This is a genomic window from Anaerolineae bacterium (assembly GCA_013178165.1).
Taxonomy (GTDB): domain Bacteria; phylum Chloroflexota; class Anaerolineae; order Aggregatilineales; family Ch27; genus Ch27.
Map to the genome: position 1 here is coordinate 1 of JABLXG010000035.1, position 18,472 is coordinate 18,472.

Consider the following 18,472-nt stretch of genomic DNA (forward strand, 5'->3'; position numbering starts at 1 on the left):
CGCTTCGCCAGGCCACCAATCCCCGTCGCTTACGCCAGCGCATCTATGACCTGCTCGACCAGCTTTTTGCCTTGCCGCTCGCCGCTCCCGGCGATACCCAGAACGTCTACTTGACCCTATTCGCTCCCCAACACTCCCAGAAAGGAGAGGACAGCCCGGTAACATTATCAAATGAACGAACCGTCTCCGCTCGGTAACATTATCTTTTGATTTGACAGGGGCGGGAGGGAACCTACAGAATCCGGCGCAGCATATCCGCCACACTGCGATAGACCGGCGACTCATCGCTCAGGTTGACCAGTGGCTGCCCGCTGAACTCCAGCTCGCTCAGCCCGGCGTCATAAGGCACTGCGCCCAGGAAGGGTACACCCAGGCTGTCGATCTGGGCCTGCAATGGTGCGGGGATCGTCTCCCCCCGCAGACCGTTGACGATCAGGTAGCTGCGCTCGATGTGGATGTCCATCTCGCGCTGAAACGCGGCGATGCGCCCGGCGGCGACCAGGCCGCGCTGGGTGGGATCGGTGACAATCAGCAGAATCTGTACGTCACGGGTGGTGCGGCGGCTGAGATGCTCCATACCGGCCTCGTTGTCGATGACCACGTAGCGGTAATGGCGGCTGATGCCGTCAATGACCTCGCGCAGGTTGTGGTTGACGGCGCAGTAGCAGCCGGGACCTTCCGGGCGACCCATGGCGATCAGGTCGACGCGGTCGCCTTCAGCCAGGGCAGAACGGATCTCGCGGTCCAGATAGTCACGTTTGTTCAGGCCGCCGGGCAGCGCGCCCATCGCCGCGCCGCCGGCCGTCAGCGATTCTTTGACCTGCGCGAGCATGTCCTCGCGGATATCGCCTACCGTCCATTCCAGCGGCAGGCCGAGCACCATGTTGAGGTTGCTGGAAGGGTCGGCGTCGATGGCCAGGATGGGGCCGGGCTGGCTCTGGGCCAGGTACTTGATCACCATCCCGGCGATGGTGGTCTTGCCGACCCCGCCTTTGCCAGCGAGTGCGATGGTGGTGGTCATGGTTGGCTTCTCCTGAGGGCCATAGATAGCTACAGAGTATGCGACGTTGCAGTGACTATACCACGCGCCGGGGAGGCCGGTCACCCGCGACTCAGCCGGTCGGCCATTTCCGTCGCTGCCGCACGCAGGGCCGGGACGTGGTCGTATACGGCCACGCCCAGCCGGTCGGCTTCCTGAACCGCCAGGTCGGCGGGCAGCATCCCCAGCAGCGGGATACCGGGCGTTTCCGCCTGAACAAAGGCGCGCTCGTCGTCATCCCGCACCTTGTTGGCGACCAGCCACAGGCGCTGCAGGCCGATGTCGTTCGCCAGTTTCTTGATCTGCGCGGCGGTGCCCAGGCTGCGCCGGGTCGGTTCCACGACGATGATCATGGCGTCGACGAAGTCCACAGTGGCCCGCCCCAGGTGCTCCACCCCGGCGTACATATCCAGGATCAGGACGTCATCCTGGCGGAAGAGCAGGTGGGTGAACAGCGTCTTGAGCATGGCGCTTTCCGGGCAGATGCAGCCTGAGCCGCCTGTATCGACCCCGCCCATTTCCAGCAGGCGCACGCCGCGATGGACGACACTGAAGCGCTCCGGCAGGTCGTCGACGCGCGGGTTGAGCGTGAAGAATCCGCCGATCGTGCCCGGTTTGGCGCCGGTACGCTCCTCGATCAGGTCGTCCATTTCGGCGATCGGGCGCAGCCGGGCGCGCAGTTCCGGTGGGAAGCCCAGCGCCCCGGCCAGGCACGGGGCGGGGTCGGCGTCAACGGCCAGGACATCACGCCCGGCATCGGCGTAAGCCTGGGCCAGCAGGGCGGCCAGGGTCGTCTTGCCCACGCCGCCTTTGCCGCTGATGGCGAGTTTCATGGTATGCCCGTCCTTGCGCTCAAGGGGCGCGTATGGACCCTCGACGTCTGTCCTCGCGCCCCCCTGAATAACAATGTTGGCGCCGCGGCGCCCGGCCTCAGGCCTGCGGCATGTCCGCTGTCACAGCCCGCTCCGGCTCCACAAAGTCCGGTGGCAGCAGCCCGGCCTCGCGCACAATGCGCGGCACGATCTCCTCCCAGCCCACGGCCATCAGGTGGATGCCATGGACGCCCTGCTTGCCTTTGATCGCCTCGATCAGCTCCAGCGCGATCTGAACGCCTTCCTCCTCCACACCGTCGCCGGCTGCTTCCAGCCGCTTGAGCAGGCGCTCCGGGATGACGACGCCGGGCACGTCGTGGTGCATATACTGGGCCATCTTCAGGCTCTTGAGCGGGGTGATCCCGACCAGGATGTAGACCTTGTCCAGGATGTTGCGCTGGGCCAGGGCGTTCAGCCAGACCTCAAAGCCATCCGGGTCGTAGACCAGGTTGGTCTGGAAGAACTGCGCCCCGGCGTTGACCTTCTTGTGTTCGCGCAGGGCCTGGAAGCGCGGCTCCGAGGCAAAGGGCGCCGCCGCCGCGCCCAGGAAGTACTGCGGCGGGTTCTTGATCTGGCGGCCATCCAGGTAAATGCCCTCGTCGCGCATCCGGCGCAGAATCCAGAGCATCTGCACCGCATCGATGTCAACGACATCCGAACGGCCAACCGGCGCCGGCCCCATGCGGGCATGATCGCCGGAGAGGCACAGGATGTTGCGCACGCCCAGCGCACTGGCCCCGATAACTTCCGATTGCAGGCCCATCCGCGTCCGGTCGCGGGCGGCGATCTGCATGACTGGCTCCGCGCCATGTTGCAAGGCCAGCATGCTGCAGGCCAGGCTGGACATGCGCGGTGTAGCCGAGGGGTTATCGGTGAAATTGACGGCGGCTACATAGGGGCGGATCAGTTCCACATTGCGGCAGAGCTTGCCGGTGGCCGTGCTCATCGGTGGGGCAACCTCCGCCGTCACGACGAACTCCCCGGCCCGCAGGCGGCGCTCCAGGTTGGAGACTGGCTCGGTGTAGGCGGGCGGGTGATATTGATCATCGCCGCCCCACCAATCCGGCTGGCGCACCGGGCGGAAGATCGCATCCCAGGTGACGGCCCGTGTGCCGGGGTCGCGGCTGGTCAGGCCACGAGCAACCCTGCCTACGCCCAGCTTGCGAACCTGAACAACAACATCCCCCCAGGTCTCGCCGCCGACCTTATCCCAGTCCAGGGGTGGCAGGACTTCCAGCAGCTTGTCCTCGCGACCCATGCGGAAAGAGCGGTCGTAGATCTTGTACCAGATGCAGGGGCGCGTCTCATCGACGTAGCAATGTTCCGGCGTGGAGCCGCCACAGGGGCCATTGCGCAGGCCCTTGGGGCACTCCATTGGACAGATGAAAGCTGTCTCCTGCAGCAGGCAGTTGCCGCACATGCGGCACCCGAACAGCGGCCCCTTGACCCAGCGTTCCAGCTGGGCCAGCATCCGGCGGCCAAATGGCTCGCGCTTGAAGGGGTAGAAGGGCGGCTGCCAGCGGCGGCCGGGAGTGAAACCAGGCATGGTGCGCCTCCTGTGTACGGTTGTGGCAGCTAGGCTGTGGTGGCCTGCTGCAAGTACGAGTCGGCGTAGATCACCTTGTTAAGCAGGATCTGCACCGTTTTCCAGATGGCGACCTGCTCAGGATCGCTCATATCGACATCGTCAACAGTCAATTCTTCCCCGGCGGCGACACGGTCGTGCAGGGTCAGGTACAGGCGGCCAACCGGCGTGCTGGCGTCGCGCTGTTCGACAATCCGGATCGCCTCTTTCAGCAGAACATCTAATGGATCGGCGATCATCATCTTCAGGCCGACACCCATCAGCATCACACAGTAGACGCGGTTGATCAGCGGCCGGTTCTCCCGCGGGACGGCGTTCGACACATTCGACAGCCCGACCGAGATCGGCGGCGGCGGATCCCAGGCGAACTGCAGGGTGCGGATAGCCTCGATCAGCTCCGGGCAGTATTCCTGACAACCGGAGACGGTCAGCACCAGCGGGTCGATGATCAGGTCGGAGATGGGGAAGTCGATCTCCAGGGCGCGGGGGATCAGCTTCTCCAGCGCGATGTTGACCCGCTCGTCGGCGCTCACCGGGATGCCACTCTTGCCCATCGTCAACGCGATCAGGCGCGTATTATACCGCTTGGCGACCAGCGGTACCTTCTCCAGTCGCTCTTCTTCCGCCGAGGTGGAGTTAATGATCGGCTGGGCCTTGGTAACCTTCTTCAGCCCGGCCTCGATGCCTTCCAGGTTGGTGCTGTCAAAGCTGAGGGGGACATCGACGACCGCTTCGATGGTTTCCACCATCCAGGGGAAGACTTCAGTGCCATCCTTTTTGCGCGGGCCGAGGTTGATGTCCAAGGCCTGGGCCCCGGCTTCCACCTGTTGGACGGCCAGCTCCTGGAAGAAGCGGGCATCCTTGGCGGCCAGCGCATCTTTGACGCGCTGGGAGATGATGTGGATGTTCTCACCAATGATATACATGGCCGTTCCTTTCATGTCGCCCTGGCTGCCTGCACCGTCGGGAAGCGGGAGAGGTCGGTGTGGGGCAGGAACAGCGCGGAAGTAAACGCTTCGTAAAAGCGGTTATCAGCGGAAAGCTCGATATAGGTCAGGCGGCTGGCAATGGACCGCACCCGCTCGCGAGCAGCGCGGTCCAGTAGAGCCAGGTATGCGCCGCGCACAGCAGTGTTGCCCAGGAAGCTAAAGCGCTCCCAGGGGATATCCGGCAGCAGGCCGATCTCAACCGCCTTTTCTACATTGATGTACTGGCCAAAGGAACCGCCAACCAGCACCCGGTCAACGTCGACCAGCGGCATGCCGACGCTATCCGCCAGCACGCTGAACCCGGCGTAAATGGCAGCTTTGGCCCGCAGCAGGTTGTCGATATCCACGGCGGTGATGACGATGTCGTTGCCGGTGGCCGATTCCGCCGCCCAGGCGACCACATACTCCGGCCCGTGATCGCCGACACGGACTCGGGGCGTGGGCAGGGTGGTATTGATGTGCCCGCCTTTGTCAACGACGCCGGTCAGGAACATCTCCGCCAGCAGACTGATCAGCCCGCTGCCGCACAGCCCGCGTGGCGGGACGCCCCCGATCACGCGGAAGGTTGGCTCGTAGCTGGCCCCGTTGATCCAGACCTCTTCGATCGCGCCACGGGTGGCGCGCATGCCGTGTAATACCCCTGCCCCCTCAAAGGCCGGGCCGGCGGAGCAGGCGCAGGTCAGCAGCCACTCGCGGTTGCCCAGCACGGTCTCCCCGTTGGTTCCGATGTCGATGAACAGCGTGGCAGCTTCTGCGTCGTCCAGGCCGGAGGAAAGCACACCGGCGGTGATATCCGCGCCGACATAGCTGGCCACGCCTGGCAGGCAATCCACTGCCGCTGCCGGGTGGATCGGCAGCCCGATCTCGCGCCCGGTCAGCGGTGGCACGTGGTTGACGGCTGTCACAAACGGCATCAGGCGGATGCTTTCCGCCGGGATGCCCAGTAGCAGGTGGATCATGGTGCTGTTGCCCGCGAAGGTGGCTTTGACCACCTCGGACGGGCTGGCCCCGACGCGGGCACAGGCGGCTTCCAGCAGGGCGGTGATCGTCTCCAGCACCAGCTGCTGCAGCTCCTGCCCGCCGTTGTTCTTGCTGGCGTAAATAATGCGCGAGATTACGTCCTCGCCGCGGGCGATCTGGCCGTTGTACTCGGCAACCTGGGCGGCCACCCGGCCAGTCAGCAGGTCGACCAGCCACAGGGTGACGGTGGTCGTGCCGATGTCGATCGCTGCGCCCCACAGCGGCGTATCTTCCGGCGTGTGGCCGGGGCGCAGGTCGATCAGACGGGCCTCCGCCGGGCCGTCCTCTACCACTGCTGTAACCCGCCACTCGCCATCGCGCAGGATACGCCCCAGCCGACGCAGCAGGTCCAGTTCGAGACGGCTGACGGCGAGGCCGGCTTCCTGGCGGATGACCGTCTGCAGGCGGCTCCAGTCGTCGGTCTGGTCGTCCAGGCTGGGCGGTGGCAGAGTCAGGTTCAGGCGGCGGACGGTCTGGTCACGGGCCGGGTTGTAGCCGGGCGGCACCTCAACTTCGCGGGCGGTGCGGTCGGTGGTCAGGCGGCGCTCAATGGCTTCCTGGGGCGGGACGGCGACAGTTACATCGCCCTCGACGACCGTCTGGCAGGCCAGCGCCCAGCCAGCGGCGATATCCTCAGCGCTCAGGCGCAGGCTGCTGCGACGGCGGGCAGTCCCGGCGGTGATCCGGACGGCGCAGCGCCCGCAGCGGCCCTGCCCGCCGCAGGGCTGCATCAGATTCAGCCCGGCCAGGCGCGCCGCTTCGGAGAGCAGAGTGCCGGTCGGGACGCGCACTGGCTCCGGCGCGGCATCGAAGGTGACAAGATGGGTCATGGGCGACGTTGTCCTTATTGCAGGTTCCCATCCAATCGGGGCGGGGGCAGTGCCTCAGGCCAGCAGATGCACCCCCGCCCGGCTAAAGCGCCTGTTTCATAAAGGCGGGCAGGTCAACCGCCTCCCGCGGGCCGACGCGGATCTCCCAGTCCGGCAGTTCTTCCTCCAGTTCGCCGGAAAGGACGGCCACATGGCCGGGCAGGACCAGGCGCTTGCGGCTGACTTTGTCGGCGACGTTGAAGCCTTTGACCGCTTTGGCGATGCGCTCAGCGTCGAACTTGCCCGCTGCCCAGGCGGTCAGGACACTCATGCCTTCCGCGTCGGTGACCAGCAACCAGGCAGGCAGCCCGCTGCTTTCCACTTCGTTGGCCACGCTGAAGTATGTGATGCTGAAGTTGGTGGTAACAAGCACCGGGGCTTCCGGCGAAGGATTGTTGATCTCATACAGGGCCGGCTGCACCTGGATCGGCTTCTGTGGATCGGTGTAGATGTTCTCCCGCAGCACCAGCAGCGGGTAGACCGTCTCCGGGGCAAAGGAGTCCAGGACGACGAAGCCCGCATATTTAGCGATGGCCTGGGCGGCCATGACCGCCTGGCCGCCGGGCGCGTCGTTCCCCGCGAAAGCGATGATCGGGAAGCCCAGCGGGCGGAAGTTTTGCTTCAGCGCCAGGCGGCGAATCTGAGTCTGGCGGATCAGGGCGGCGCCCATGCTGCGTGCGCCGTGATCGAGCACCAGGTCCCTGACGCCCGTTTCCTTGATTTTTTCGGTCAATTCGGCCAGTTCATCCAGCGAGTTGCCCAGCACGGCCAGCGGTGCGTTGTGCTGGCGGGCGAGGTCAGCCATGGCCTGCCAGTTGGCGGAGTCCGCGCCGTAGATCAGCGGACTTTCGCCGTCGATGGCACGCAGACCAGCGGCCATTACCGCCGGGTCGCGGCTCATCAGAATCAGCGGGCGGGCGCTGGCGGCGCGTACCGCACTGACCGCGGCAGCGAAGGTTCCAGCATCGTTGCTTTCCGCCTCCACCGCGAAGCCATCCAGCGTGAGCGCCATACCTACATAGCTGACCCGGTAACTATCGGCGGCGGCGACCTGCGCCCGGATGGTCTCGGCGGGGTCAGTGTCACACACGCGGATGAACAGGCCGGGCTTGTTGAAGAACTTCTTTTCGTGGCGGAAGAGCACGGTCTCATTGCCGACTTTGATTTCATGACCGTCCGCCTGCAGCGTGACCAGGCGGATGGGTGGCTCAGCGGCCTCGGAGAGCTGGGCTTTGGCCTCCTCGCTGACATGCGGGCAGGCGGATAGCTCAGCCTGTTTGGCCGCCAGCTTCATGGCGAAGGCGAGACAGGTGGGATACCCGCAGTCCTTACAGTTGGTCTGCGGCAGCAGCTTGTAGATTTGAATGCCTGAGAGTGCCATTGCGCTATTCTCCTCGCCTTCAAGCGGTGACCGGCGCCGTCATCAGATCGTCGATGGCCGCACGTACGCGGCGCAGGCTCTCCGGGTGGCGCAGGACGACGATATCTGCGCCGGATTCAAGCAGGGTGATGGCGGTCAGGGTCTCCCACGTGATGGCCCGCTCCCGCCAGTCGCCCCATTCGGCGGGTACACCCTGGCCGACCTTGGCCTCTTTAGCCTTCCAGGCTTCAAAGCCAGGGGTGACGATCATGGGGAACTGGGTCATGGCGTCGCCCTGCAGCGCAGCCAGGCGCAGACGCTCCATGACCGAGTAGCCGTACTCGATCCCGTAGCCGAGCGCGCCGGTGGTGGGGTCCATCAGGATACGATCCAGCGGCAGACCCATGTCGCTGATCAGGATGTTAAGCTGCTTGGCCAGGTTGACATCCATTGGCGTGCGGGCGGTGACCAGGTGGTCGTTGGCCAGCGCGGCGGCAACGATGGTACGGTAGTTCTTATCCTCGCAGATGCCCAGGGCCAGGCGTTCGCCCTTGGTCGCTTCTGCCACGGCCAGCAACAGGGTGTTGTCGGCCTCGGCCTGGCCGGGGCCAAAAACGATCAGTGGCAGGCCGCTGGCCGCCAGCACAGCCTTCGCCGCTGCAACGGCGGCTGCCGGGGTGGTCGGCTGGCCATCCGCACCGGTCAGGCTGAGCGCCAGCACCAGCAGGTCAGCGCCAGCGGTTTCGGCGGCCTTTGCCCAGGCTGCAGGATCATTGGCGGCTTCGCCCCATTCTTCCAGCAACAGGGGCGACCAGTCATCGGGGCGGCGATCCTTGATCTCCAGCGCAATGACCGGCCGGTACGGCATTTCCGCTTCAAAGTGCATATAGGGCAGGGCTTTTTCCCCGCCGACGGTGACCGTCCTGGCCCGCGTGCCGCCTTCAGCGGGGGTGGCGCCAAGAGTGATGGTGCGGACGGCGCCGGGCCATTTGTCCTTGGGAATATCTACAGGCATAGAATCACTCCTCTGCAGGATGGGAGCGGCGGCGGGCAGCATCCCGCCGCTGCTTGAATGAATCGAGCGGCGGCTGGCGATCTCTGCGGATGCCGAGATCGCTCAGTTCATCGTCGTCCTGGGCGCAGAGATGGCGCAGGAGATGGGTATAGGTCAGCATGGCTGCCGGATACGTGATGCCGCCGGCGTGATGCATCAGGAAGACCGCGCGGATGCCACGATCCCGCATGATCTGGGCGGCGGCGGTTAAGGGGATGTCCGGCGGGACCTGCGGCACACCGTCGGTCATGATCGCTTCGGCGGTCAGCGAGCGGCAGTCGTCGCGCGTATAAGCGCGCACCAGATCGTCGCGGCTGACCACACCGACGGCGTGCCCGTCAGACCCGAGGACAACAATTGCTTCCAGATCCAGCTCCAGCATCAAGCGAGCCAGGTCGACGATGGGCGTTGTCGGCGTGCATGTCTTGACGCCCACCGTCATCAAATCGCGAACCAGCACACGTTCGGTCATCCGTGTCAGCTTCTCCGGGTGTGCGCTCTAAAAGATCGGGGCCATGACCAGGGCCGGATGGTTGTGCTCCTCCAGCCAGGCCAGCAGTTCCTCGACCGTCGTCACATGGCGCTCGTCGGCGATCTTGGCGATCAGGTCCGGGTCACCTTCGCGTTCTGCGGCGGCCTGCAGTTCTTCGGCCATGGTTTCCTTCAGGACACTGCTCATCCAGACGACGCGCTTCAGCCCGCCATCGGCGGAGATGAACTTGGGGCTGACCAGGTAGTACTTGCCAACGCCCATCACGCCCGGCGTCTGCAACCCGCCACCCGCCATGCCGGCCAGTGTGCTGAAGGTCATGCCCGCCGGGGTCATGCTGGGGTCTTCCCGGCTGACAACCATCACACCATTGGCCTCAGGGATGAGCATCACGATGCACTCAAAGCAGCCGCAGGCCGTCATCGGATTCTCCATGATCGAGTACATGGAGACTTCCTGAACGGCGCCATGCGACCCGATCTTGGCGTAGGCATTGGTGCCTTCCCAGTAACCTTTGACCGGGTCCAGCACCTTGCCCAGCTTGATCGGCTGGTTGGGGCCGGTGGGGTTGATGCTGTAGGAGGCCTTGCAGTCCAGCCAGTTGTACGCGCCGCACAGCCCCAGCCGCTCCGGGCTGACGATGCAGACGTGATCCGGGGCGAAAGACTGGCATAGCGTGCACGAATAAAACTCCTCAACCCGGTCATCGGTCAGGTCGGCCAGGCGCTTGTTGCGGTAGTCATAGGCTTCGCGGGCCTTGGCCAGCCACTGCTGTAACAGCTCCGGATCGGTCAGGATCGTCACCTGCACCTTGTCCACGATAGCGCCGAAGTCGGCGTGGAAGCGGGCATGCAGAATTTTGCCGAAGTGCTCCAGGTTGAAGCCTTTGTCAGCCGCAGCCTTGGAGATGCGGATCCAGGCGATATCGCGCTGGCCGATGTGCTGGATGCCCGATGCACCGTTGATAAAATAATGGATCTGTCGCTCCAGGACGGGTTCGAAGTCCTCCTGCATCTGCCGCCCGGCGACCTCCACCAAGATGCCCATGTCCATGTGGCCCTGCTCTTCGATGTGGTCGAAGGTGGGGCCGATGATCTCGATCCGGCCATCGACCACTTCGTCCAGGCTGGCCATCCGCAGGTATTCGAAGCAACGGGAGTACTTGCCGCCGAACTCGACGCGCATATCGGCCCGGCGTACGACTTCGCCCTCAAAGGCTGAACCGTAGGGCACCGGCACGGGCACGTCAGTCACCTGGATCTTGACGCCGCGCACCTCGATGCATTTCTGCACCAGCCGCTCGGCACGTTCCAGATCGTCCTTGCCTTCGATCTCGTTGAAGGGCATGCTGACCACGTGCTCGTAAGTGGTCACGCCGGTCGGCAGGATTTCCGGGATGACAGTATCGGCGATGACGGGGAAGCCGAAGTTAATCGCGCCCGCCGCCGCCGCATACTTGAGATCATCGACTTCGCCCAGCGCCAGCACGAAGGCGAAGACGCGCTCCTTGTTATAGAGCAGGATTTCGCGCGCCTGACCGCCTTTTAGCCCGCCGAAGGTCAGGGCCGAACGCACGGCGAAGCCCAGGGCGTAGATGGCGCTGATCGTGTCTGTACCGAAGGGGACAGTGTAGGTGTCGTAGCCCAGTTCTACACCTTCCTCGATCAACTGGTGGATGATGCTACGCCCGTTAACGTTGCCGGAGAGGAAACAGAGGATATTACGGCGTTGCAGTTCCCGCACGATCTTGACGGCGACTTCATTGGACTTGGCCGCCCCGACGATCGCCGCAAAGCCGGGCATACGCCCGTCCACCAGCTGGATGCCCCAGGAACGCAGCTGGATATCGTCGATCGGCCCGTTCAGATGTCCAGCCAGGTCACCCGGGCCGGCAAGATGGTTGTCCGGGCTGGTGAAGGCTGTGCCCCCGGCCAGGTGAAAACCGGGCATACGCTCCGGCTGGAGACCGTAAGCGAAGCGGATGGCCTCGATGGCTTCTGCGGCAAGCAGCGTTGCCATGCCACTATCCAGTGTCTCCCCCAGGTAAGGCGTCCAGTGGCGGGAGGAGGGCAAGGGGTGCAGTAACTGGCGAGCATGGGCCAGCACCGGCTGCAGCCCGCCGAGCGTTTCCACGGCCTGGCCGGTCATGCCGTAGATCAACGGCAGGTAGTAGGCCGTGTTGGGGAAGGCCACCGGTGTATCCGGGCCTTTTTCCGCCAGCGCTCGCTCCAGCATGGCTTCCGCTTCGGAGACGAGCAGGTTGGCGCCGCGAATGGCGCGGGTAGCAATATAGCGAGACATAACCCCCCTCCTTAGCGGTTTGACGCGCCGTATAGCGCGGCCTGGCGTTCGGCCAGCGGCAGCTTTTCCAGCTCCAGCATCCGCGCATCGCCACTGCGCCCGAAGCGGGTTGGATCGTAGGCGGGCAGGCCCAGGGCGGCACGCTTCTTGTCGATATGAGCCAGGGTGCGGCGGATCATCTCATCCGGGTCGGGGACAAACTCCAGTTTGCCGCCGTAGGCTTTCTCCCAGCCCTCGCTGATGTAGTGGGCCACGATGTCGCTGTCGGCAACACGATCGGGCATCCCGCTGACTGGCGATGAGCCGCCGAAGATCACATAGGCGCCGGAAGCCACGCAGTACGTGCCGATGGCCAGGGCCTTCTCGCTCATCCATTCGGGAGCCAGGCCGACCGCCGGAATCTGGTCGATGTCATCGCCCAGACCGCCTTCCTCCACCATCTGGGTCAGGACGGTGAGGATACGGCTGTTATCTACGCAGGAACCCATGTGCAGCACGGGCGGGATGCCGACTGTCTCGCACACTTCCCGCAGGCCCGGCCCGACCTGATCCAATCCGGCTTCTCCCAGCAACAGACCAAGCTTGGCGCTGGCAATCGCCCCGCAGCCGGTCTGCACGATCAGTACGTCCTGCCTGAGCAGTTCGCGCGTTACCTTGGTGTGCAGGTAGTCCTGGGAACTGCGCGGGTTGTTGCAGCCGACGATGGCCGCTACCCCACGGATACGCCCGGCCATGATCGCGTCGTTCAGCGGGCGGAAGGAAGCGCGGTAGCTGCCCCCCAGCATATAGTTGATGTACTCGTGCGAGAAGCCGGGAATCAGGCTCTCACGGACATCGGGGATGTGTGTTTCGCCGCGATTCTTGAAGTTGTCAATGGCCGCTTTCAGGATTTGCTTGGCGACAGTCAGCGCTTTGTGTTCGTCGAACTCGATGTGCAGGGCGCCCTTGATCTGCACCTTGGGCGAGGTGGTGATGATTCTGGTATGGAAGTTCTGCGCCAGCCCAACCAGAGCCTGCATGATGCACTGCACATCAACGACCATGGCTTCCACTGCGCCGGTCAGGATGGCCAGTTCCTGGTGCAGGAAGTTGCCAGCGGCGGGGATGCCCTGGCGCATCAGGATTTCATTGGCGGTGCAGCAGATTCCGGAGAGGTTGACGCCATTCGCCCCCGCTGCCCGCGCGTAGGCGATGATCTCCGGATCCTGCGAGGCAGCGACAATCATCTCGCTGAGGCTGGGTTCGTGGCCGTGCACAACCACGTTGACCATATCCTTCTTGAGCACGCCCAGGTTGGCCTGGCCAAGGATCGGGGCCGGCGTGCCGAAGAGAATATCCGAGATATCAGTCGCCATCATGCTACCACCCCAGCCGTCGGCCAGCGCGGTGCGGATGGCATGTTCAAGGATGTGTTCCGCATTCTGGTCATCGCCGATGTGGGTGCGGTGTAGCGCCTCGACGACTTCGCGATCGACACCGCGTGGGATCACCCCGCGCTTCTTCCAGAGCTGCTGGCGCTTTTCCGGCGCGCGGATGATTGGCGCCACCTGGCCATGCTGCTGGCCGAACTGAGAAATGTACAGCTCGGCCAGGTCTTTGGCGATGTCCTGTGGCGAGCGATTCTCGGTGTAGATGTGGTAGTGGGCAGCGACAGTACGCAGCTTGGCCACATCACGAATGGTATAGCCTTCCGCTTCATTGTTGGCGACGGCTTTAAGCAGGAAGGCCATATCGCGACCATGGTCGGAGTGGGCGGCGGCGCCAGCGGCGATCGCTCTGGTCAGGTTGCGGGCCTGGATGGTGTCGATGGTTGCGCCGCAGACGCCGGTCTGCCCTTCTTTGGTCAGGCGGCAGGGACCCATCCCACACATTTTGCAACACATCCCCGCTGAGCCGATGTTACAGGGAGCCATGTCGTCGGCGCGGCTGAAGGCTGTGCCAAGCCCCAGCTGCTCGGCGCGGATCAGCATTTGCTGTGCGGCGGGATCAATGGAGTGTTCCTCAGGGCTGCGTTTGTCTTTGGCCATGGTCAGTGTCCCCTATTCCTCGTTTGTCCGGCGAACGACCCCAATCCCCGGACACGGCCAGAGAGGGCGCGCCGGGGTGGGGGTTTGCTGGGCAAAGCCGACCACTTTGTGGGTCTGCTGGTAGGCGGCAGTGTGGCGGAAGAACGTCGTGTCGTCGTCGCGCCCGTAAGGGGCTTGGTCAAGCTCCGCAGGAATTTCGGGGGCCTGCAGGTAACCGGCCTCTTCCAGCGCGGCGGTGATCACCGCCTCCGTCACCGCCTCCGGGTCGTAATCCACTTCAACCAGTTGAAAGCAACTGCTGGCGTACACACGGTGGATACCGGGGAGCGCCAGCAGAATGCGTCGCACTTCGGTGACATGGTGATCACCATACATGGCGGGCAGGGAAAGGGTCAGTTGAGTCATGGGCGCTTGCTTTCTGTACTCACTTGGCGGTCGATACATTCTGGCGGAAAGCGGGCAGACCGGTCGTGACAGGTTGCCCTGGACGCTGAGACTACGGGACGATAACAACAGACGGCGGTCTGGCTGCGGTGGAGGGGGCGGTGAACCGTCGGGTAGCACTGGGTTTGCGGTTTTTTATATGTTCCTTTTTTTTGACCGGTGCTGTCAAGTGAAAAATATCACGTCAAAATCGGCCCGAAATGGCGCCTGATGCAGGTGGCGTCGGGCAGGCTTCAGCCGGGAGATCTGGTCGCGGGTAGGGGGCGGTGAGCCTGTTTATCGCCTCGGAGCAACCTTTTGCATAGGAATAGATTATCATTATACTCATAATATATTATATTATATTATGTGTTAATTTATATAATTTGCCCAGATATGCTCACTAGAAGGGTGATTCTGGCACAAATGCTTATTGTACAATATATACAAAATCTCATCGAATATGGCATGAATTGTGAATGCATTCACAATCTTTTACCTTTTTACTCCTATAATGGGAATGAGTGTGTCAGCCATAGCAATGTGTGTAGACCGTTTCACCAGCGTCGGGACAGGAGTTCCTCCTGCTCATCGCTTCATTGCCGCCGCCATTGCCCTCCTCGCAGCGGTTTGTCGTCACGTAGGCCCGCTTTGGACAGGCTAACTGAATACCAGCCATCCTTCGCTGTCCCTTTGCCGCCACGGTTGGTGATCACGCTGGCCTTAGGGACTACGGTTTCGCCCCCGGGCACCACCCGGTTGAAGCTGTGGTCGGGTGCGCCCAAGGTCTTCCGGCCCCTGGGCAGGGAATAGCCGGGAAGCAACAGAAGGAGGCTGCCACATGCCCGAAGGACCCAACGGCAGGACGTTTTACCAGCGTGTGGTGAATGCCACGCCAGGAGGGAAGAGCCTGGCGCAGTGCCTGCAGTGCGGTTCCTGCGGCGGATCGTGTCCGTCCGGCCCGGACATGGAACACACTCCCCGCCAGTTGTTTGCCATGATCATGGCCGGCATGGAAGACGAGGTGCTCAGCAGCAATACACCCTGGCACTGCGTCTCCTGCTACTACTGCACCGTGCGCTGCCCCCAGCAAATCCCCATCACCGACCTGATGTATACGCTCAAACAGATGGCTATTGCGCGCGGCAAGTACCGGGAAAGCGGCCATGTCGATTTTTCCAGCAGCTTTATCGGGATGGTAGAACGCTTTGGGCGCAGCTTTGAGCTTGGCCTGGCGACGCGCTACCACCTGACCCACAACCCGCTGAAGATGGTCAGCAAGGGCAGCCTGGGTTTGCAGATGATGCTCAAGGGGCGGCTCAGCCCGCTGCCGGAATCCATCCGCAACATGCCGCAACTCACAGCCATCCTCACCGAGGCCAAGCGCATCGCTGCGCAGCAGGAGGTGTGAGGTGACACCACCGAATGGACAGTACGCTTATTATCCTGGCTGCTCGTTGAAAGCCTCGGCAGGGGCGTATGAGCGCTCGGCCATGGCCGTGATTGAGCGCCTGGGGTTGCATTTTGTGGAAGTCGACGACTGGAACTGCTGCGGCGCGACTGAGTACTTCAGCCTGAACAAGTTACCAGCCTATAGCCTGGTGGCTCGTAACCTGGCCATTGCTGCTGCACAGCCGACACACGAACTGGTTGCCCCCTGCAGCGCGTGTTACCTGAACCTGCGCAAAACCGATGACCACATGCGCCTGGAGCCAAAGCTCAAGGAACAGGTAAACCGGGCGCTGGCGGCCGGGGGGTTGCACTACGAGCCAGGGACGCTGCACGTCCGCCACCTGCTCGATGTCATCATTGATGACGTCGGCTACGAGGCGATCGCGGCCAGGGTTACCCGCCCGCTGGCCGGGCTGCGCGTGGCGCCCTACTACGGCTGCCTGATCGTGCGCCCGTTTGGCGATAACGATCCGGAGTATCCAACGCACATGGATCAGTTGCTGGAAGTGCTGGGAGCAACGGTGGTGGACTTTCCCATGAAGTCCCACTGCTGCGGCGGGCACATGACCCAGATCAGCGAGGAGACGGCGTTTGAACTGCTCCGCCAGATCCTGGACAACGCCGCTGCTTACCAGACCGATGTGATTGTCACGGTGTGCCCAATGTGCCAGCTTAACCTGGATGCCTACCAGGGCAATGTCAATCGCCGGTTCGGGACGGCCTTTAACCTGCCGATTCTGTACTTCACCCAGATGATGGGCCTGGCCTTTGGCCTGCAGCCGGAGGCGCTGGGCATTGGCAGCGAGATCGTGCCGGCGCAGGCCGCGCTGAACAAGATCGGCCAGGTACCGGCGGAGGCGCCCAGGCATACGCCCAAGCGACGCGACAAAGACGCCCTGCCGATGCCTTCGCGGCAGCGTCGCTGAGGTAAGGGTGGAAAGGACGTAAAACCATGACTGAAGAGCGTGTTGGCGTTTACGTCTGCCACTGCGGCCATAACATCGCCGGGACGGTGGACGTGGAAGCGGTCGCTCAATGGGCACAGACTTTGCCCTATGTGGCGGTCGCCCGCGATTACAGATTCATGTGCTCCAGCCTGGGCCAGGAGCTGATCGAGAAAGACATCAAGGAATTGGGCTTGACACGGGTGGTGGTGGCGGCCTGTTCCCCCCACATGCACGAGCCAACCTTCCGGGGGGTCTCGGCCCGCGCCGGCCTGAACCCCTACCTGATGGAGATGGCCAACATCCGCGAACATGCCAGTTGGGTTCACCGCGACGACATGGCAGCGGCCACCGACAAAGCTAAGGCGCTGGTGGCCGGGGCTGTGCGGCGTGCGTTGGAACTGAAACCGCTGGAACCGTTTAAGGCGGCCATCAAGGAGACGACGCTGGTGGTTGGCGGTGGCATCGCCGGGATCACTGCGGCGTTGGAGATCGCCAACTCGGGTTACCCGGTGATAATGGTCGAGCGAGAGCCGAGCATCGGCGGGCACATGGCCCAGCTGGACAAGACCTTCCCCACGCTGGACTGCTCCGCCTGCATCCTGACTCCTAAGATGTTCGACGTGGGCACTCATCCCAACATCACCCTGCTGACCTACAGCGAAGTGGAGCAGGTTGACGGCTACATTGGTAACTTCACCGTGCGTGTGCGTAAGAAGGCCCGCAAGATCAACACCGATGTATGCACCGGCTGCGGCGACTGCTGGTCGCGCTGTCCGGCCAAGGTGGTGGACGAGGGCTTTGAGGCCGGTCTGGGCTACCGGACGGCAGTGTACCGACCCTTTCCGCAGGCAGTGCCTAAATACCCGGTGATCGATGTTGAAAATTGCATCTACTTCCAAAAGGGCACCTGCCGCGCTTGCGAGAAGTTCTGCCCGACCGGCGCGATCAGCTTTGACCAGGAAGATGAAATCCTCGTTCTCAGCGTTGGCAACATCGTCCTGGCGACTGGCTATAAGACGTTCGATCCCCGCCAGATTCCGCAGTATGGATATGGACGGCTGGCCAATGTCTTCACCAGTATGGAGTTCGAGCGAATGGTCAACGCCGCTGGCCCCACCGGTGGCAAGGTGGTCCTGCGCGATGGCGTGACCACGCCCAAGAGCGTGGGCATCATCCATTGCGTTGGTAGCCGCGATCATCGCTTTAACCGCTACTGCTCGGCGACTTGCTGCATGGCTGCGCTCAAGTTTGCCCACCTGGTCAAGGAGCGCACCGAGGCTGAGGTGTACCAGTTCTATATCGATATGCGCGCCAGCTTCAAGGACTACGAGGAGTTTTATGTGCGTATCCTGGAGGAAGGCGCGCACATGGTGCGCGGGCGCGTGGCCGAGGTAACGGATGCGGCCCGTCAGCCGGGCGAAGAGGGCAAGCTGATCATTCAGGTGGAAGACACCCTGATCGGTCGGCAGCGGCGCATCCCGGTGGATATGGTGATTCTGATGGTGGCCATGGAGCCGCAGGAAGATGCGGTGGAAATCGCCCATCGGTTCGGGATCGGCTGTTCCAACGCTGGCTTCTTCATCGAGCGGCATCCCAAGCTTGACCCAGTGGCGACCATGACCGACGGCATCTTCATCGCCGGGGCCTGCCAGGGACCAAAGGACATCCCGGAAAGTGTTGGCCAGGGGGCAGCGACGGCGGCCCGCGTGTTGAGCCTGATCGGCCAGAAAGAAGTGGAGATCGAACCGATCCGTGCCCAGATCGACGAGTCGCGCTGCTCCGGCTGCCGGGTGTGCAATACCATGTGTCCTTACAGTGCGATCGACTACATCGAGGACCTGGGGGTCAGCCGCGTCAATCCGGCGCTGTGCAAAGGCTGCGGAACCTGTGTGGCAGCCTGCCCCAGCCAGGTGATCAGCGGCCAGCACTTCACGTATGAGGCGATCATGGCTCAAATCGAAGGGCTGCTCTACGACGTGCACGCCGGGAATGGCCATGTGACAGTCGTTGAGCCGCAGCCGGTTGAAGTGGCCTAGGAGGGTGA

14 protein-coding genes are annotated in these 18,472 nt (G+C 63.2%); 3 read left to right on the plus strand and 11 right to left on the minus strand.

Annotated elements, in window-relative coordinates:
- Positions 1-232: 232 nt before the first annotated feature.
- The 11 genes from HPY64_15815 to HPY64_15865 form a co-directional block, all read right to left on the minus strand.
- A complete protein-coding gene (locus HPY64_15815; GenBank protein NPV68603.1) occupies positions 233-1,021 on the minus strand; it encodes an AAA family ATPase in 789 nt (262 codons plus the stop codon).
- An 80-nt stretch (positions 1,022-1,101) separates the two neighbouring features.
- Complete coding sequence (locus tag HPY64_15820) at positions 1,102-1,872, minus strand: AAA family ATPase (GenBank protein NPV68604.1); 771 nt, start codon at positions 1,870-1,872, stop codon at positions 1,102-1,104.
- A gap of 97 nt (positions 1,873-1,969) precedes the next feature.
- The gene (locus tag HPY64_15825) at positions 1,970-3,457 is read right to left on the minus strand and encodes a hypothetical protein (protein NPV68605.1); all 1,488 of its coding nucleotides are present in this window, start codon (positions 3,455-3,457) and stop codon (positions 1,970-1,972) included.
- Between the two features lie 29 nt (positions 3,458-3,486).
- Positions 3,487-4,422 (minus strand): dihydropteroate synthase, encoded by a 936-nt coding sequence (locus HPY64_15830; protein ID NPV68606.1) that lies wholly within the window; start codon positions 4,420-4,422, stop codon positions 3,487-3,489.
- A gap of 11 nt (positions 4,423-4,433) precedes the next feature.
- Positions 4,434-6,335 carry a DUF4445 domain-containing protein gene (locus HPY64_15835; protein ID NPV68607.1) on the minus strand — a complete coding sequence of 634 codons (1,902 nt, stop codon included), beginning with the start codon at positions 6,333-6,335 and terminating at the stop codon, positions 4,434-4,436.
- Between the two features lie 82 nt (positions 6,336-6,417).
- Positions 6,418-7,755 carry an acetyl-CoA decarbonylase/synthase complex subunit gamma gene (locus HPY64_15840; protein ID NPV68608.1) on the minus strand — a complete coding sequence of 446 codons (1,338 nt, stop codon included), beginning with the start codon at positions 7,753-7,755 and terminating at the stop codon, positions 6,418-6,420.
- 19 nt (positions 7,756-7,774) lie between these two features.
- The gene (locus HPY64_15845; GenBank protein NPV68609.1) at positions 7,775-8,749 is read right to left on the minus strand and encodes an acetyl-CoA decarbonylase/synthase complex subunit delta; all 975 of its coding nucleotides are present in this window, start codon (positions 8,747-8,749) and stop codon (positions 7,775-7,777) included.
- A 4-nt stretch (positions 8,750-8,753) separates the two neighbouring features.
- The gene (locus tag HPY64_15850) at positions 8,754-9,260 is read right to left on the minus strand and encodes a CBS domain-containing protein (protein NPV68610.1); all 507 of its coding nucleotides are present in this window, start codon (positions 9,258-9,260) and stop codon (positions 8,754-8,756) included.
- Between the two features lie 27 nt (positions 9,261-9,287).
- Entirely contained in the window at positions 9,288-11,579 is a 2,292-nt protein-coding gene (gene cdhC / locus HPY64_15855; GenBank protein NPV68611.1) for a CO dehydrogenase/CO-methylating acetyl-CoA synthase complex subunit beta, read from the minus strand.
- A gap of 11 nt (positions 11,580-11,590) precedes the next feature.
- The gene (gene cooS / locus HPY64_15860) at positions 11,591-13,606 is read right to left on the minus strand and encodes an anaerobic carbon-monoxide dehydrogenase catalytic subunit (protein NPV68612.1); all 2,016 of its coding nucleotides are present in this window, start codon (positions 13,604-13,606) and stop codon (positions 11,591-11,593) included.
- Positions 13,607-13,618: 12 nt separating this feature from the next.
- Positions 13,619-14,011, minus strand: a complete 393-nt coding sequence (locus tag HPY64_15865) for a heavy-metal-associated domain-containing protein (protein NPV68613.1) — start codon at positions 14,009-14,011, stop codon at positions 13,619-13,621.
- 859 nt (positions 14,012-14,870) lie between these two features.
- Between HPY64_15865 and HPY64_15870 the strand changes: the two genes are divergently transcribed.
- From HPY64_15870 to HPY64_15880, 3 genes are read left to right on the plus strand one after another with little or no spacing between them, the layout of a single operon-like run.
- Positions 14,871-15,440, plus strand: coding sequence for a 4Fe-4S dicluster domain-containing protein (locus HPY64_15870; protein NPV68614.1), 570 nt, complete (start codon positions 14,871-14,873; stop codon positions 15,438-15,440).
- A gap of 1 nt (position 15,441) precedes the next feature.
- A complete protein-coding gene (locus tag HPY64_15875; GenBank protein ID NPV68615.1) occupies positions 15,442-16,407 on the plus strand; it encodes a CoB--CoM heterodisulfide reductase iron-sulfur subunit B family protein in 966 nt (321 codons plus the stop codon).
- Between the two features lie 26 nt (positions 16,408-16,433).
- Positions 16,434-18,464 carry a CoB--CoM heterodisulfide reductase iron-sulfur subunit A family protein gene (locus HPY64_15880; GenBank protein ID NPV68616.1) on the plus strand — a complete coding sequence of 677 codons (2,031 nt, stop codon included), beginning with the start codon at positions 16,434-16,436 and terminating at the stop codon, positions 18,462-18,464.
- Positions 18,465-18,472: the final 8 nt, after the last annotated feature.

Coding starts and splice junctions, on each gene's coding strand:
- HPY64_15815 (NPV68603.1), bottom strand. CDS start 1,021: ATGACCACCACCATCGCACTCGCTGGCAAAGGCGGGGTCGGCAAGACC.
- HPY64_15820 (NPV68604.1), bottom strand. CDS start 1,872: ATGAAACTCGCCATCAGCGGCAAAGGCGGCGTGGGCAAGACGACCCTG.
- HPY64_15825 (NPV68605.1), bottom strand. CDS start 3,457: ATGCCTGGTTTCACTCCCGGCCGCCGCTGGCAGCCGCCCTTCTACCCC.
- HPY64_15830 (NPV68606.1), bottom strand. CDS start 4,422: ATGTATATCATTGGTGAGAACATCCACATCATCTCCCAGCGCGTCAAA.
- HPY64_15835 (NPV68607.1), bottom strand. CDS start 6,335: ATGACCCATCTTGTCACCTTCGATGCCGCGCCGGAGCCAGTGCGCGTC.
- HPY64_15840 (NPV68608.1), bottom strand. CDS start 7,755: ATGGCACTCTCAGGCATTCAAATCTACAAGCTGCTGCCGCAGACCAAC.
- HPY64_15845 (NPV68609.1), bottom strand. CDS start 8,749: ATGCCTGTAGATATTCCCAAGGACAAATGGCCCGGCGCCGTCCGCACC.
- HPY64_15850 (NPV68610.1), bottom strand. CDS start 9,260: ATGACCGAACGTGTGCTGGTTCGCGATTTGATGACGGTGGGCGTCAAG.
- cdhC (NPV68611.1), bottom strand. CDS start 11,579: ATGTCTCGCTATATTGCTACCCGCGCCATTCGCGGCGCCAACCTGCTC.
- cooS (NPV68612.1), bottom strand. CDS start 13,606: ATGGCCAAAGACAAACGCAGCCCTGAGGAACACTCCATTGATCCCGCC.
- HPY64_15865 (NPV68613.1), bottom strand. CDS start 14,011: ATGACTCAACTGACCCTTTCCCTGCCCGCCATGTATGGTGATCACCAT.
- HPY64_15870 (NPV68614.1), top strand. CDS start 14,871: ATGCCCGAAGGACCCAACGGCAGGACGTTTTACCAGCGTGTGGTGAAT.
- HPY64_15880 (NPV68616.1), top strand. CDS start 16,434: ATGACTGAAGAGCGTGTTGGCGTTTACGTCTGCCACTGCGGCCATAAC.